This window comes from Streptococcus porcinus, assembly GCF_900475415.1.
In the GTDB taxonomy this organism is placed as follows: domain Bacteria; phylum Bacillota; class Bacilli; order Lactobacillales; family Streptococcaceae; genus Streptococcus; species Streptococcus porcinus.
This window is the reverse complement of record NZ_LS483388.1, coordinates 1,796,466-1,809,906: the sequence shown is the minus strand read 5'-3', so window position 1 is coordinate 1,809,906 and position 13,441 is coordinate 1,796,466. Positions and strand designations below refer to the sequence as shown.

Here is a 13,441-nt window from a genome sequence, read left to right as displayed (position 1 = left end):
CCTGCAAAATAAGTGTTTGTAAAGTGTGAAAAGCTTACCAGCTAGCTTTAGTGATGCCAGGAAGTTGACCTTTATGAGCTAGATTACGGAAATTAATCCGGCTAACACCAAACTTACGCATGTAAGCATGTGGACGGCCATCAATCAAATCCCGGTTTTTCAAGCGGTTAGGGTTTGAATCACGCGGCAATTTGCGCAGTGCTTCATAATCCCCAGCTGCTTTAAGCTCACGGCGAAGGTCAGCGTACTGTTCGATCAGTTGGAGCTGCTTTTGGTATTTAGCAATTTTTGATTTTTTTGCCATTGCTTTCTCCTTCATTATATTAATAATCTTCGGGCTTATCAGACCCTTTTTGTTAACTGGTAATAAACCAGTTAACAAAATATAAAGTTATTATACACCATTATCATAATATAGGCAACTAGTTAAGTAAATAAAATAAAAAAGAGCCAAACAAATTGGCTCTTGATTATCTAATAGTGAGGACTTCCAGCCACCCATCCAGAACAGAGGGCAGATGTAATATTAAAACCACCTGTGTGAGCGTTGATATCTAAAACTTCTCCCGCAAAGTGGAGCCCAGGGACTTTCTTACTCTCCAGAGTTTTTGGGTTAATTTCCTTGAGGTCAATTCCGCCTTTTGTGACAAAAGATTTGGCTAGTGACATCTTGCCAGTGATAGGTATGGGCAATCGCTTGAGCTTAGTCACCAATTCTTCTTTTTGACTGGGAGTCAGTTGTTTGACTTTTTCTGGAAAGGCTGTGCTAAGAAAATTAGCTACTCTTTCTGGAACCAGGGCTCTAAGTGCATTCTTGACAGATTTCTCTCGATTTTCTTCTAGAAAGCTGCTGAGAAGATCCTCAGACATCTGAGGTAAGAAGTCTAGCTCTGCTATTTCTCCGCCCTTAACAAAAGAAGAAAGCCGAAGTGCGGCAGGTCCTGATAAGCCGAAGTGAGTGAAAAGTAAGTCATGAGTAATGACATGTTTTTCGTAAGATAGGGTAACGTCATCCAGGGATATACCTTGTAGTTCCTTGTGAGGGAAGTCAGTTAAAAGAGGGCTTTCAGCTGCCTCTAACTCTGTAACCTTAATGTTGAAATGTCGTGCAATATCATGACCGAAGCCTGTTGAACCAGTAGAAGGATAGGATTTACCGCCAGTTGTTACAATTAATTTACTACAGGTAAAAACTTGGTCTTTTGATTTTAAGAGAAATTGATCGTCCTCTTTTTTGACCGAAACAATCTCCGTACCAGTTAAAATTTGCCCGCCGAGTTCTTTAATTTTTTTGTCTAATGCCTCAATAATAGTTTTAGACTTATCAGTAGTGGGAAACATGCGGCCGTGATCCTCTTCTTTGAGTTTAACGCCATTATCCTGAAAAAAGCGAATAATATCATGGTTATCAAACTGAGAAAAGACACTGTAAAGAAAACGTCCATTACCCGGAATTCCAGCTAATAGTTCCTCTAAAGTGCTGTTATTGGTCACGTTGCAACGGCCTCCACCAGTACCGGCTAGTTTTTTACCAAGGCGTCGATTTTTCTCGATGAGTAAAGTTTTGTAACCATAGTAGCTACTGGAAATGGCTGCCATCATCCCTGCAGGACCACCACCGATAATAATTGTATCAAATAGTTCCATAAACTTATCTTACCATATTACTTGCTCTTTTTATAGCAGATGAATCAAATCCTTTTGCAGGAGAGCGGTATGCCATGGACAAGTTATTGTTACCGGGATATAATAGAGATGGTAAGAAATGCAGGTTACTTTTTGTAACTTACCAATTAATAGAAATGGAGGCTTTTTCCTTGAAACCGTCTGAAAACTGAGAGGAAGGTGATCCAGTGTCTATGTCTTGAGCCGTACATTAGAACGGCTTATTTTGTTATCAAAGGATTATCCTAGCTTCTTAACTTTACTGAAATTGACAGAATTCTAGTATTATGTTACTATTCTTATTAAGAATACTCAGTAACCGTTAAAAGAGGAAAATATGGCAATAGAAAAGACAGTTAGTGAACTAGCTGAAATTTTGGGAGTCAGTCGTCAGGCCGTAAATAATCGCGTTAAAGCACTTCCCGAAGAAGACCTTGATAAAAATGACAAAGGTGTCACTGTGGTTAAACGTAGTGGCCTTATTAAGTTGGAAGAAATCTATAAAAAAACGATTTTTGATGATGAACCAATTAGTGAGGAAACCAAACAACGTGAACTCTTAGAAATCTTAGTTGACGAAAAAAATACTGAGATTACACGTCTTTATAACCAGTTAAAAGCAAAAGATGAGCAATTAGCTGCTAAAGATGAGCAGATGCGGGTCAAAGATGTGCAGATTGCTGAAAAAGATAAACAATTAGACCAACAACAGCAATTGACCGCGAAAGCTATGGCTGATAAAGAAAACTTGAAATTAGAGCTAGAAGAAGCTAAGGCTCAAATGGATGAAGCAAAAAGTCAAGTTGAAGAAGTTAAAGAAACCCCTGCTAAAAAAGGCTTTTTAGGTCGGTTATTTGGAAAATAAGAAAAATAAAAAGGCCCTCAAGGGCCTTTTTCACTAGGAGAATGATGAAAAAATTAACAAATTATATTGCTTTTGATTTAGAATTTAACACTGTCAAAGACGTCAGCCATCTAATTCAATTGTCGGCTGTTAAAATGGCAAACCATGAAGAAATTGACAGCTTTGACAGTTTTGTTTACACTGATGTTCCTTTACAAAGTTTCATTAATGGGTTGACAGGTATCACTGCTGATAAAATTGCTAAGGCTCCCAAGATAAACCAGGTGTTAGAAGAGTTCAAAGCCTTTGTTGGAGACTGCGCCTTGATTGGTTACAATTCGGAAAAATCTGATCTACCAATTTTAGCTGATAACGGCTTGGACTTATCTGAGCAATACACAGTTGACCTCTACGATGAAGCTTTTGAGCGTCGTAGTAGCGATTTAAATGGGATTACTAACCTCAAATTGACCACGGTTGCCAGCTTTTTAGGTATTAAAGGTAAAGGTCATAATAGCTTGGAAGATGCACGTATGACAGCACGTGTTTACGAAGCTTTCTTAGAATTGGATGACAACAAAAATTATCTGAGTCAACAAGAAGAGATAACCAGCAACAACCCTTTTGCTGGACTCAGTGGCTTGTTTGATTAAAAACTAGGGGCACTTCTTGTACATGACCTTAGGTCATGTGATAAGGTAGAGCTGTAATAAGCAAAGTTTTTCATTTAAAAATTATTAATTGGCTAAACATAGACAACCTATAGGAAAATGTTAGCTTTCATATTATTTAGAGACTTAATAAACTAGACAAAAAGCAATCGAAATATTGATTGCTTTTTGTCTAGTTTATTAAAAAGGTATTTTGCCAGCAAAGGCACCAAGTGATTTCTTAGTTGCCACATCAATTTGTGCCAGAGCGTCATTGATAGCTTGAGTAGTCATATCTGATAAAGTTTCAAGATCCTCAGGGTCGACAACAGCTTCCTTAAAGTCAATCGAAACTAGCTTCTTATCACCTGTAAAAGTAGCCGTTACAAGCTCCTGAGCAGACTTTCCAACAAACTCCATAGCTGCCAAGTCAGCTTGCTTTTGTTCCATTTGCTTTTGAAGCTTTTGCGCTTGCTTCATCATATTTTGCATGTTCATCATAATTTTCTATAGATTCCTTTCGTATCAAGGGTTTAGACCCTGTTATTAATTATTAATTGTCTTACACTGCCTTATTGTTAAAAATTATCAAAAGCAGATGCAATTTCTTTCTGTTGAGTTGGAAATAAATGTGAGTACACATTTATTGTAGTGTTAATTGACGAATGACCAAGTCTCTTCATTAAAGTGAAGAATATATAGTCCTTACCTTCACCTTTTCAAAGACCTTGAGAAACGAGGAACGCAGCATGAGAATGTCTAAAATCATGATTACGAATTAATTCCAAATTAGGTGGTAACCTTTTTTTCAGAATCGTTCTAAAGTTAGAAACATTTGGAGTCGTTAATACTTCAGGTGTGTTTTGAAAAATTTGTAAACTCTCTAAATCATTAGTAAAATCCTTTAGTATTATTTCCTGTTTATATTTCCATACTTTCAATTCTGTAACGAAAGCATCATGAACATAAATTCTTCTATTTGACTGAGTTGTTTTAACAGAACCAATATGAAGTTTATTATTTCTATAATATGCCGAATATTGAATATCAATATACTTTTCTTCAAGTTTTACATTACTCCATGTTAAGGCTAAAGCTTCACCCATTCGGAAACCAGTATACATCAGAAGTCTATATAATAATTGGAATGAATATTCATCTTCTTTAAAGACACTATCAAATTGTTTGAATTGTTCAGGAGTATAATAGTTCATTTCCTTATGTTTTTCAGGTAATCTGCGTATTCCAGAACAGGGATTATCTTGCCTTAATTGGTTATTTACAGCAACTTCAAATAATTTATGTACAAAGATCATTTGTTGATTAACATGAGAATTTGATAAATTACCACCTTTAATGCTAGGTTGTGATTTTAACCAATCTCTATAATCTTTTATATCATAAGTAGTCACTTTACTCATATCAGCTTTCGAAAAATAAGTAGACAAATATTGTCTAAAATATGACTCCTGCGTATCAATAGTTCCTCGCTTATTACCTCGGAGTTTATCCTCAATCCTTACTAAACTATAAAGATATTCAACTGAGATTCTATCTTTGTAAGATACTTGGTGGAGTTTATTTAAACGATAGTCTGCTTCATATTGTTCAGCTTCTCTTCTTGACTTGAAATCTGTCTTCCTGTGACGTCTCTGTTCACCTGTAATAGGGTTATAACCGTCACTAATATCCACCTTCCATTTTTTATTTTTTTGTCTAGTTACTGTCATTTTTGTTCCTCTTTGCTAGAGACAGTATCTTTCTGTACGATATTTATTATATCATTTTCATCTAATAACTCAATTCCGAGAAGTTCTTCAACAGTCTTTAATGGAACTTTTCCAATTCGTTTATTAGAGTACCAACTAAAACCTTGGGAAACTAGATTAATTTTAGCATTTCGAATGAGCTTTTTAGTTTGACTCTCAGAGAGACCAGTTAAGAGCATTAAATCATTTTTATTTATAAGTTTTATCATTTTAAGATTCCTTTCTTTCATTTCTTCTAGAATCAAGAAATTTTGCAAAAAAGTAAGTTTTATCAATAATAAGAGCGAGTAACAATTTATCTTCCTTTCTTGCATAATGAACTAATTTGTTAAATTCGGTAAAATTATTTTCTTCAATAATATCAATAACTTGTGATAAAAACTCATCGCTATTATTTGAAGTAATAAATTTATCTAATTCAAATCCACAACCCGATTCAATGTTATTGATATCATAAAGAGTTTTATTTGGATTCTCAGCATGAGTAAAATAGTCATACATTCCTTTAGGGGATATAATTACTACAATATGAGAAGGAGAGTTAAGTTTTTCAGTCAGCATTTCTGATACTTGAGAATAGCTTTTTAACGATTCGAAGTATAAAGCACCGTGTTTGTGTGATTTTTTGAACTCTCCAGTTTCTTTATTGATATCCTTATCATGCCAAGGGCTTAATATATATGGAATATGTAAATCCTCTAAGACCTCTAAATAATTTTCTGGAGCACTTTCTTTATAGATAAGGAATGCCCATTTATTAGAGCGTTTATCTTTAGTCAATATTACAACCTATATCTTTCTATATCTTTGATTAATCAATGTACCATATCTATGATTATTGATTACTGATGTAATGGGGGTCGTAGTAGCCCCATTACAAATTATTAGTTATGAAAAGGCTGTACTATTGGCGTTCACTTCGTGAGCCTAGCCAGCCTTTCCCTTACCTTCTTGTTCCAATATACCAGATACTATTACCTTCCCTGTCTGGTGCAGAGAAATAGTAGTTAGGATTTTGATTTGAAACTTCCTCTTTAATATGTTCTTCCATGTCTTTCAATAACTTTTGAGATTGTTGAGTCTTAGGGTATTGGATATATATAATAACTGATTTATTACGGACATCCACAAGACACTTCTCTATTGCCTGATTAAATTGTTCTAATATTGGATTTACCTTAGTTACAGTTGTTTGATCATCAATAGATATGACAGACTCTGACTTTTCTTCCTGTTTTAGAAATTGTCTTAGGTATCTCGTTTGATGTAGGGACTTGAAATAATTCCAGAAATTATCTTGCCTAATACGTATTATAAACTCAGTTAAAAGTAATGTGATAGGAATCATAAGTATTCCATACGTAAGGAATTTTAAGTAGTGTAAAAAAATACTTAGATATTGTAAGAAAATATTGATAAGTCTATCTAATGGTTCTATACTAATGGAGCCTATACTTATTTTTAATAATAAGACTCCAATATATAAAAACATACTAGTAAAACCAAGGAAGAAGGAAGTTTCTATGACAGAATATGTTTTTTGAAAGAAAGTTTTTTTCATATTTAGATTATTCCTTTCCTTGTGTAATAAGTAGGACAAAGTAATGGAAGTACTTGATAAGGATGTTCATTATCAATAATTTGAATCAAACCAGTCCCCTTACCTATTGGGATAACAATTCCTTCTGGGTCTAAGTTCGGGAATAGAAATTGTGTGGTCTTCTTATTGATATTTCCGATTTGAATCAATACATTTAACTGCTCACGAACTGATACAGGAATCGTATTGTGGTCAAAACGCTGGCTAACTAATAGTAGATGGACTTTAGTTGCCCGACCAAGAAGAGCAATTTGTGATAGGAGAGAAAAGAAAGAATCTTTTATTGTTCTGTTGACACCCTCGCTCAAAGCTAATACTTCATCAATGACAATAGTTAAATGGTCAAACTGATGGTCAGGATTATCATAAAGAATTTCTTGGCGTTGCTGAATGAGATTTAGGCAAGTGCTGAGATTCTCATTGATTTCTGAAACAAAATCCGATTTTGAGCGATTTTTTTGAGGGTGTATAACAGGAATATTATTTTCACGTGCCCAGCGAGATGGGGTATCGAACTTAGGATCGACGATAATGAGTTCAGAAAAGTTTTTTAATAGGCTCAGAAGATAAGTAAGAGCATAAGACTTTCCAGAGCCACTATTGCCTACAATAGCTAAGGAAGTCACCTTGTTTAAATTTAAAGTGAGATTTTTCATGATAGGAAGGGCATATTTTTCTTGCATTTTTGAGAAATCATCTAAATCTGAAATTATAAGTCGCTCAGAGACACCCTTTCTCCAAGGAAAGAAAAGACCACGTTGAACATGAATGTCATCTGTGTCAAGAGCCATAAAATATGCTGAATTTTGTTTGAGAACTGTATAACGAGGATAGAGAGCAGCATTAGCGATTAGAAATATCTTTTGATAGAGTTCATCGTCTATAATATAGCCTGCTGGTAATCGAGGAATAAACAAAAATCCATCAGACATAATCTTAGTATCAAAGCTATTTGTATAGCTGGTTTCTCCTTGTATAAGAGCACCAAGTCCCATATTAAGACTTTGGAGCAAATACTGTGCTAATTCTTTGTTAGTCATCATTTAACCTCCTTGATGCCACTAGCACGGAAATAGACATTATAGCCGACTTCACACGCTTCTAAATCTTCAAATTCGACAACTGTCATATAGGCTGGAAGAGTAACTTCAGATTCAAATTTCACTTGGAAAGGTGGTAGACCTTTTTGTGAGAACCAAGCTTTGTGAGCAATAATTTCTCCTGTAGGTTGTCCATCGTCAAATTTCATCTGAGCTTCAAGTTCAGTACTCAAACAATGTGTTGCTTGTTTGATATCAATATATTCTTTCGCTGTGTTGTGGGAGTAACCACCTTTACGATTACGTGTTTTCATAGTCTTCACCTTTTATCTTTAATTTTTGTAACGTTAGAACAACATGCTCCTTTTTAGTCATGAGCTAGACTGTCTTAGCTAAGTACAACTCTATGATAGATGATTTAGTCTTGCTTCGATTTCAAGAATCTTGAAAGTATCGGACTTAAATTTGTGCAACGAGTGCAACAAATTCAATTAACCATATAGCTAAGCTATCAGCGATTTGGTAAGAAGTTTCTTCTTCAGGAAAATCGGGGAAGAATTCGTAAAGGGCAGTTGCCAATATTGAAAGATTTTGTTGAATATCTAGCTCTTTTATTTGAAAGAGTTCCTTTGTAGAGTTGAAACCACAAGTAAGCATTAGCTCGGTAAGTTGAATAATGAGTAACTCACAGAAACCATGACTAGGAAAGAAGACACATTTAACATTTGATAAACCCAACGTTTCTTGCAGGGCTTCCGCAATATCTAAGGTGAGGTTGCGTTTACCTTTTAGAATTTGACTAATAGCAGGGGCTGAAATCAATCGGATTTCATCATTAAAGTAGTAAGACACTTCGTTTTGAGGAATTTCTTGCTTAATCAATTCTTGTTTGATAGATTGACCGAGTAATTCACAATAGAGGGTTCTAAGTTCAGATTTTAGCATAAGTTGTCCTTTCCAGTCCTCAGACGAAAAGAAACAAAATTACCGAGTGGATGCAAAAAAGCACAACAAAGAAACGGTTAAACGGTAATATGCATAACTAAATCCTTATCGATTAGTAATCATATTGTTTCAATCCGTCCTTTGGTGCACCTATGGACTATATGTTTATCCCTAGTTAGAGTTAATGACATTATAAAATTAAAAAAGTGGTATAATTTAGGTAATTATTTTAAAAATAGAGTAAAATAACACCACATTTATAAAAGGAATATTATGATATTTGAAAGAACGAAGCAGTATTTTATTGATTGTGCTTCGATTAGACTAGATTCAAAAATTAAAAATTTAAATGATGAACGAAAAGTAAGAGCTTCTAGGGAGTATTACTGGTATACTGGACAAGAGAAAAAAATTAATAAGAAATATAAAAAGCTTACGAATAAAGAAATTTCTTCAAATAATGCTCCATTAATTAGCCTCATAAGAAGAGGGAAAATAACCTCAAAGAACCCATATCTTTATACGCCTAACTCAATAGAAGATGTATTAAATAATTGTAAAATGGATGAATATGGAACCAAGATGGGCTTGAATTCTAATGAAGAAAAAAAATATATACAACGTAATATAATGTTTGAAACATATGATGAGATTTGTTTTGGAGATCGCTCTGAACATTGGAAATTACAATCTTTTTTATCATCTGTTATTATTTTAGATATTCTTTTTGAATCTTATGATGAAAATTTATGGAGAATAGTTTTAGGCTATATGCCACTTAATATTGAATTTGAAAAGTTAAGATTAAATGTTGTTGATATTCATAAAGTATATAACATACTTTTTGAGGAGCATTTTGAAATGTTTATGACAGGTATTTTTCGAGCTACAGAAAAAGCTCTTAATGTTAGTGGTTCATTTTGGAAATATTATGAGGAATGTGTAAAAACTGGATCAAAAAACATCAATAAAATAGCGCTTATTGATGTTTATCTAAATGAATTTTATAATGAGATTTTAAAGAAAAAAATAGATGGGTTTATTAATAATAGTAGTTATTATGGATACAAGGAAAAATATATTCAGGAAAATAGCACTTATCAAAGCCTAGAGTCAATTATTTCAATTCAACAGGAGATGCATTTGTACCAAGGTGATTTGAAATCAGAGGAAATTAAAGAAAAATATAGTGATGAAATATGGGATTATAAACTATTAAATACTCTAAATAAAGATAATATGGGTAAAGTACTAGGTAAGTATACTGATCAATATTTAGATTATGAAGATATAGATGCGATATATGCAACATACATATTAGATCTATTGGAAAAATTACTTTATTCATTAATTAGTTTTCAAAGTTTTAGAGAGGAAGATTCTCATTGGCAAGGTAATTACTTAGGTTACGTAAAAAAATATCAATATGGTAATGAAATTTTACATTATTTAAAAACAGGTGATAGGGAAACTTTGAGACCTATGATTTATCAAAACTTACAATGGAAAATTAGTGGAAATTCAAGAATAAATTATTTTATAAAAAAACATCCTGAAAGTGACTTAGCAATTAAAGAAAAAGAAATAAATGAATTAATAAGTCAGGAGAAATTTGGGAAATAATAGGTGTAATAAATCAAATGTGGTTTATTTAGTTACATGGGAATACTATTGTAGATAGATGTATAATATTAATTAGTGAGTAAATTTGGGGAGATGAAGATTGTAGTGCAAACAGGTAGTCTAAGTGATGAGAGATATTTGGCTTTCATCAAGATCAAGAATTGCAAATGCTATGGTCTCAAAAGATATAGAGAAACTGTTTAAATCTTAAAAATTATTTTTATGTCTAACTGCGTTCTAGTATTAATTTCATACCATTTTTTATTTCACTTTAAATTTTATTTTGAGTATAAGTTAAAATATTTTGGACAGGTTACAATATGAAAAATTATGATTTAAAAGATTTTGTAAAAATGAATTTTGCAGATGAATTACCAGATGAAAACTCGAAAACAATGATTCATCTTAACACTATGTTAATGGAGCTTGAGTCAACTTTTGTAACACTAGAAATAATAAAAATTGTAAAAGATGAGTGGCATGATAGAGCAATGAAAGCGACTATTAGTTATGATATTTTAAGAAATGTAATTTATGAATCGCTGTATTATAGAGTAGTATTCGGAATAACTAAAATTTTTGATATTAGGGAAAAAAATGGTATTTTTAAAATACTTTCTAAGCAGAGACATAATTCTAAGGATAAGTCTCTTTTATCAATTTTGAAAACTATACAAGATGCTGTTGATAAAGAGCAAAAAAATATCGATGAGATAAAATTAATTCGAGATAAACTTTTAGCACATTTAGATAAAGAGATGGTTTTTTCAGCAGAAAGATTAAATATCGGTATTGTATATTATTACCTTGAGTCAATTGATATAAAGTCAATATATATTGGTTGTGTTGAGTTATATAATTTTTTATTTGAAGCTAATTGGAAAGAAGTTGAAATTCCTGAAAGAGAAATAATATTAAAAAAATTTTTTCTTGAAGATTAGTACACTATGATTTGGAATTTTTGCTTAAAGTGTCGATGAAACACTTATTAGAATAATTTCTTTTTCAGACATATCAGATGATGAAGGAAGAAAGAATTTGTTTCTTGATTGGGCTCAGCAACTTTCAACTTGGACTACTTCACATTTCAAATGCTATGAAAGAGCAATGATAAATGATTTGCAAATCATATATCAGAAATCGTCCTCTAATTGATTCATAGAATAAGAATCTAAATGAAATATTTATTAATAATATTGATGATCCAGAAATTTGTTTTAGTTTATTAAAATCAAAATCTCAAGCAGACTATTATTGGAACAAATTTGAGGAAGTGCTACAGGAAAGTTATCAGAAATTTTCTATTTATAAGTTGTATCAAGAACTCTAATAGTTAAAAATATTTATAAAGTTTTTTTGTTCTAAGGTAGGATATTGAAAATTGGCTTTAAGAAAAGTATTTTCAATATAAAAAAATCACACTTGTCCGATAAGTGTGATTTTCTGTTATGAATAGATACGGCCTTGGTCTATTTGATAGTCTAAGACCAAAAATCATCTACTTCAGTTAGGATTTCATCCGCAGTTTTTAATGTTGCTTCTTCAATAGATAATCCAGTTTTTTGTAAATAATATTTAATGAGATAATAGCCACAGGTATAGCCAGAAGCATAAGGAAGACCAACACTTTTTCCACCCTGCATTTTTGTAATTTCATCACCATATAAATATGGCATGGCTTCTTGCATATTATCAATAAAGAGGTTTTCTTTTATTATTGGCTTAATAACTTGATTTAATGTATCTAAATCGTTCTTTGTAACCCAAGGTCCGATATTTTCTTTTTCATACATTTTTTCTGCAAAGTTTTCGGCAAGACCTTCAGACACAATCATTTCTTTAAGTGGACCTTTTCCCCATTCAATAAATTGATATCTAATATTATGATTACATTCATGAGCAACTGCTGATGCTATTCTATTAATTGTATAATCATTTGGAACAAGAGAAAGAAAAATATAGCCAGGAATTCCGCCATCACCGCTATAGTTTTCATTAATCGATAACATAGGACTACTAGGGTTACCTAATAAAGCAGTTAGATAATAATCTTTTACAGGTAATTTTACGCCTCGAGACGTGAATGTTTCAATAGAATGATGAAAGGCATCGGATATATTTTTCCAGAATTTATTATCAAACCGATTAATGGATGAAATATCTTCCTCTTTAAGATCCTTTGGCATCTTATGCATAAAACTCATTAAAGTCATAACATTAAAAGAGATATTTTCGTCAAAAGAGATGTTTTGTATTTTAAATTTATTTATAAATGGAACTAGTAACTTTTGTTTAAAAACCTCATCTCTTTTTTCAATTGGAGTTTCTAAAATTTCTTTATATATTTTATCAGACTCGATTAAATGTAGTTGCATAATATTTTCTCCTTTTATTAATAAAAAAATTATACACCTTGACGTAACGTCAAGGTCAACAGTTTATGATAAAATCAACTAAGGAGAAAATATGTATTTAATAAAAGAAGCAGCACAAATTTCAGGAGTTACCATTAGAACACTACATCATTATGATCAGATTGGTCTATTAAAGGTCAATAAATCTGATAATGGGTATCGATATTACACAAATGAAGATATTGAAAACATAAAAATAATTAGATATTATAGATTTCTTGGATTTTCTCTTGATAAAATAAGAAAAATAATGAATGGAAAAGATTTTGATAGTATCTTAGTATTACAATCTCAATTAAAAATGCTAGCCGATGAGCAAAATAAGATTTCGGTTCTTATGGAGAATGTACAAAGAACAATTGACGCCAAAAAATCCAAACTTGAGAATCGAACTTTAAATAAATTTGATGGTTTCACGTTATTAGATAATATTGAATATCAAAGTAAAGCGTTAGAAAAGTTTGGTAAGGAAGCCATTATCGAAGCTTCAAAGAGACAAAAAGGGATAGAATTAGAAGTTAACGAATACTTTAACGATATTTTTATAAAGTTTGCACAAAAAATGAATACAGAGCTACAACCAAAAGAGAAAGAAGTTCAAAATATTTGTATAGAACTTTATGATACATTAAATAAATATGCTTTTGATTGCTCCTTAGAGGTTTTTGGCATAATTGGTAAGACCTATTATAATAATCTAGAATTTAGAAAAAATATTGATAAATTTGGTGAAGGATTAGCTGAGTATATTTCGAAGTCAATTGCTATGTTTGTTGAAAATGATAATAAGTAATTTTTTTTTAAAAGAAAAATAAAAGAGAAAGAATAATATGAAATTTAAAGATTATACTTGGGATAAAGAGTTTGAAATAAAAAGGTATTCTTAAGATA

Annotated in this window: 15 protein-coding genes and 1 pseudogene; 5 read left to right on the top strand and 11 right to left on the bottom strand. The window is 31.9% G+C overall.

Features of this window, described 5'->3' with window-relative positions:
• Positions 1 to 34: 34 nt before the first annotated feature.
• Together rpsN and DQM45_RS09025 are read right to left on the bottom strand one after the other, a co-directional pair.
• Entirely contained in the window at positions 35 to 304 is a 270-nt protein-coding gene (gene rpsN / locus DQM45_RS09030; RefSeq protein ID WP_003083690.1) for a 30S ribosomal protein S14, read from the bottom strand.
• Between the two features lie 170 nt (positions 305 to 474).
• Positions 475 to 1,647 (bottom strand): BaiN/RdsA family NAD(P)/FAD-dependent oxidoreductase, encoded by a 1,173-nt coding sequence (locus DQM45_RS09025; RefSeq protein ID WP_003085389.1) that lies wholly within the window; start codon positions 1,645 to 1,647, stop codon positions 475 to 477.
• 355 nt (positions 1,648 to 2,002) lie between these two features.
• Here DQM45_RS09025 and DQM45_RS09020 point away from each other — a divergent pair, with 355 nt between their 5' ends.
• Together DQM45_RS09020 and DQM45_RS09015 are read left to right on the top strand one after the other, a co-directional pair.
• Positions 2,003 to 2,530, top strand: a complete 528-nt coding sequence (locus tag DQM45_RS09020; protein ID WP_003084245.1) for a DUF536 domain-containing protein — start codon at positions 2,003 to 2,005, stop codon at positions 2,528 to 2,530.
• A 44-nt stretch (positions 2,531 to 2,574) separates the two neighbouring features.
• Positions 2,575 to 3,162, top strand: a complete 588-nt coding sequence (locus tag DQM45_RS09015) for a 3'-5' exonuclease (protein WP_003085912.1) — start codon at positions 2,575 to 2,577, stop codon at positions 3,160 to 3,162.
• A 198-nt stretch (positions 3,163 to 3,360) separates the two neighbouring features.
• Here the strand turns inward: DQM45_RS09015 and DQM45_RS09010 are convergent, their stop codons facing one another.
• The 8 genes and pseudogenes from DQM45_RS09010 to DQM45_RS08975 all read right to left on the bottom strand — a co-directional run bounded on the left by DQM45_RS09010 (position 3,361) and on the right by DQM45_RS08975 (position 8,513).
• Positions 3,361 to 3,660: a YbaB/EbfC family nucleoid-associated protein gene (locus tag DQM45_RS09010; RefSeq protein WP_003084372.1), complete on the bottom strand. Its 300-nt coding sequence runs from the start codon at positions 3,658 to 3,660 to the stop codon at positions 3,361 to 3,363.
• 77 nt (positions 3,661 to 3,737) lie between these two features.
• Positions 3,738 to 4,889: pseudogene (locus DQM45_RS09005) on the bottom strand (site-specific integrase).
• Positions 4,886 to 5,137: a DUF3173 family protein gene (locus DQM45_RS09000; protein WP_003084834.1), complete on the bottom strand. Its 252-nt coding sequence runs from the start codon at positions 5,135 to 5,137 to the stop codon at positions 4,886 to 4,888. Before DQM45_RS09000 ends, DQM45_RS09005 begins: the two are co-directional and overlap by 4 nt.
• Position 5,138: 1 nt before the next feature.
• Entirely contained in the window at positions 5,139 to 5,708 is a 570-nt protein-coding gene (locus tag DQM45_RS08995) for a replication protein (protein ID WP_003083246.1), read from the bottom strand.
• 163 nt (positions 5,709 to 5,871) lie between these two features.
• Positions 5,872 to 6,276, bottom strand: a complete 405-nt coding sequence (locus DQM45_RS08990) for a hypothetical protein (protein WP_232036538.1) — start codon at positions 6,274 to 6,276, stop codon at positions 5,872 to 5,874.
• 215 nt (positions 6,277 to 6,491) lie between these two features.
• On the bottom strand, positions 6,492 to 7,568 hold the full coding sequence (locus DQM45_RS08985; protein WP_039984932.1) for an AAA family ATPase: 1,077 nt from the start codon (positions 7,566 to 7,568) through the stop codon (positions 6,492 to 6,494).
• Positions 7,568 to 7,882, bottom strand: a complete 315-nt coding sequence (locus DQM45_RS08980; protein ID WP_003084973.1) for a hypothetical protein — start codon at positions 7,880 to 7,882, stop codon at positions 7,568 to 7,570. The genes DQM45_RS08985 and DQM45_RS08980 overlap by 1 nt, the downstream gene beginning before the upstream one ends.
• A gap of 145 nt (positions 7,883 to 8,027) precedes the next feature.
• A complete protein-coding gene (locus DQM45_RS08975) occupies positions 8,028 to 8,513 on the bottom strand; it encodes a helix-turn-helix domain-containing protein (protein ID WP_003083227.1) in 486 nt (161 codons plus the stop codon).
• A gap of 273 nt (positions 8,514 to 8,786) precedes the next feature.
• On the opposite strand from DQM45_RS08975, the gene DQM45_RS08970 reads away from it, so the two are divergent.
• Both DQM45_RS08970 and DQM45_RS08965 read left to right on the top strand, forming a co-directional pair.
• A complete protein-coding gene (locus DQM45_RS08970) occupies positions 8,787 to 10,136 on the top strand; it encodes a hypothetical protein (RefSeq protein WP_003085399.1) in 1,350 nt (449 codons plus the stop codon).
• Between the two features lie 320 nt (positions 10,137 to 10,456).
• The gene (locus DQM45_RS08965) at positions 10,457 to 11,077 is read left to right on the top strand and encodes a hypothetical protein (RefSeq protein WP_003083714.1); all 621 of its coding nucleotides are present in this window, start codon (positions 10,457 to 10,459) and stop codon (positions 11,075 to 11,077) included.
• 540 nt (positions 11,078 to 11,617) lie between these two features.
• Here the strand turns inward: DQM45_RS08965 and DQM45_RS08955 are convergent.
• Positions 11,618 to 12,511, bottom strand: coding sequence for a DUF2268 domain-containing protein (locus tag DQM45_RS08955; protein WP_003083885.1), 894 nt, complete (start codon positions 12,509 to 12,511; stop codon positions 11,618 to 11,620).
• Between the two features lie 91 nt (positions 12,512 to 12,602).
• On the opposite strand from DQM45_RS08955, the gene DQM45_RS08950 reads away from it, so the two are divergent.
• Positions 12,603 to 13,343 (top strand): MerR family transcriptional regulator, encoded by a 741-nt coding sequence (locus tag DQM45_RS08950; RefSeq protein WP_003085231.1) that lies wholly within the window; start codon positions 12,603 to 12,605, stop codon positions 13,341 to 13,343.
• Positions 13,344 to 13,441: the final 98 nt, after the last annotated feature.

Excerpts from the sequence above, each read along its gene's own strand:
- DQM45_RS08980 (WP_003084973.1), bottom strand. The coding sequence starts at position 7,882 with ATGAAAACACGTAATCGTAAAGGTGGTTACTCCCACAACACAGCGAAA.
- DQM45_RS09015 (WP_003085912.1), top strand. The coding sequence starts at position 2,575 with ATGAAAAAATTAACAAATTATATTGCTTTTGATTTAGAATTTAACACT.
- DQM45_RS08970 (WP_003085399.1), top strand. The coding sequence starts at position 8,787 with ATGATATTTGAAAGAACGAAGCAGTATTTTATTGATTGTGCTTCGATT.
- DQM45_RS08985 (WP_039984932.1), bottom strand. The coding sequence starts at position 7,568 with ATGACTAACAAAGAATTAGCACAGTATTTGCTCCAAAGTCTTAATATG.
- DQM45_RS08975 (WP_003083227.1), bottom strand. The coding sequence starts at position 8,513 with ATGCTAAAATCTGAACTTAGAACCCTCTATTGTGAATTACTCGGTCAA.
- DQM45_RS08965 (WP_003083714.1), top strand. The coding sequence starts at position 10,457 with ATGAAAAATTATGATTTAAAAGATTTTGTAAAAATGAATTTTGCAGAT.
- DQM45_RS09025 (WP_003085389.1), bottom strand. The coding sequence starts at position 1,647 with ATGGAACTATTTGATACAATTATTATCGGTGGTGGTCCTGCAGGGATG.
- DQM45_RS09020 (WP_003084245.1), top strand. The coding sequence starts at position 2,003 with ATGGCAATAGAAAAGACAGTTAGTGAACTAGCTGAAATTTTGGGAGTC.
- DQM45_RS09010 (WP_003084372.1), bottom strand. The coding sequence starts at position 3,660 with ATGATGAACATGCAAAATATGATGAAGCAAGCGCAAAAGCTTCAAAAG.
- DQM45_RS08990 (WP_232036538.1), bottom strand. The coding sequence starts at position 6,276 with ATGATTCCTATCACATTACTTTTAACTGAGTTTATAATACGTATTAGG.
- DQM45_RS08955 (WP_003083885.1), bottom strand. The coding sequence starts at position 12,511 with ATGCAACTACATTTAATCGAGTCTGATAAAATATATAAAGAAATTTTA.
- DQM45_RS09000 (WP_003084834.1), bottom strand. The coding sequence starts at position 5,137 with ATGATAAAACTTATAAATAAAAATGATTTAATGCTCTTAACTGGTCTC.
- rpsN (WP_003083690.1), bottom strand. The coding sequence starts at position 304 with ATGGCAAAAAAATCAAAAATTGCTAAATACCAAAAGCAGCTCCAACTG.
- DQM45_RS08950 (WP_003085231.1), top strand. The coding sequence starts at position 12,603 with ATGTATTTAATAAAAGAAGCAGCACAAATTTCAGGAGTTACCATTAGA.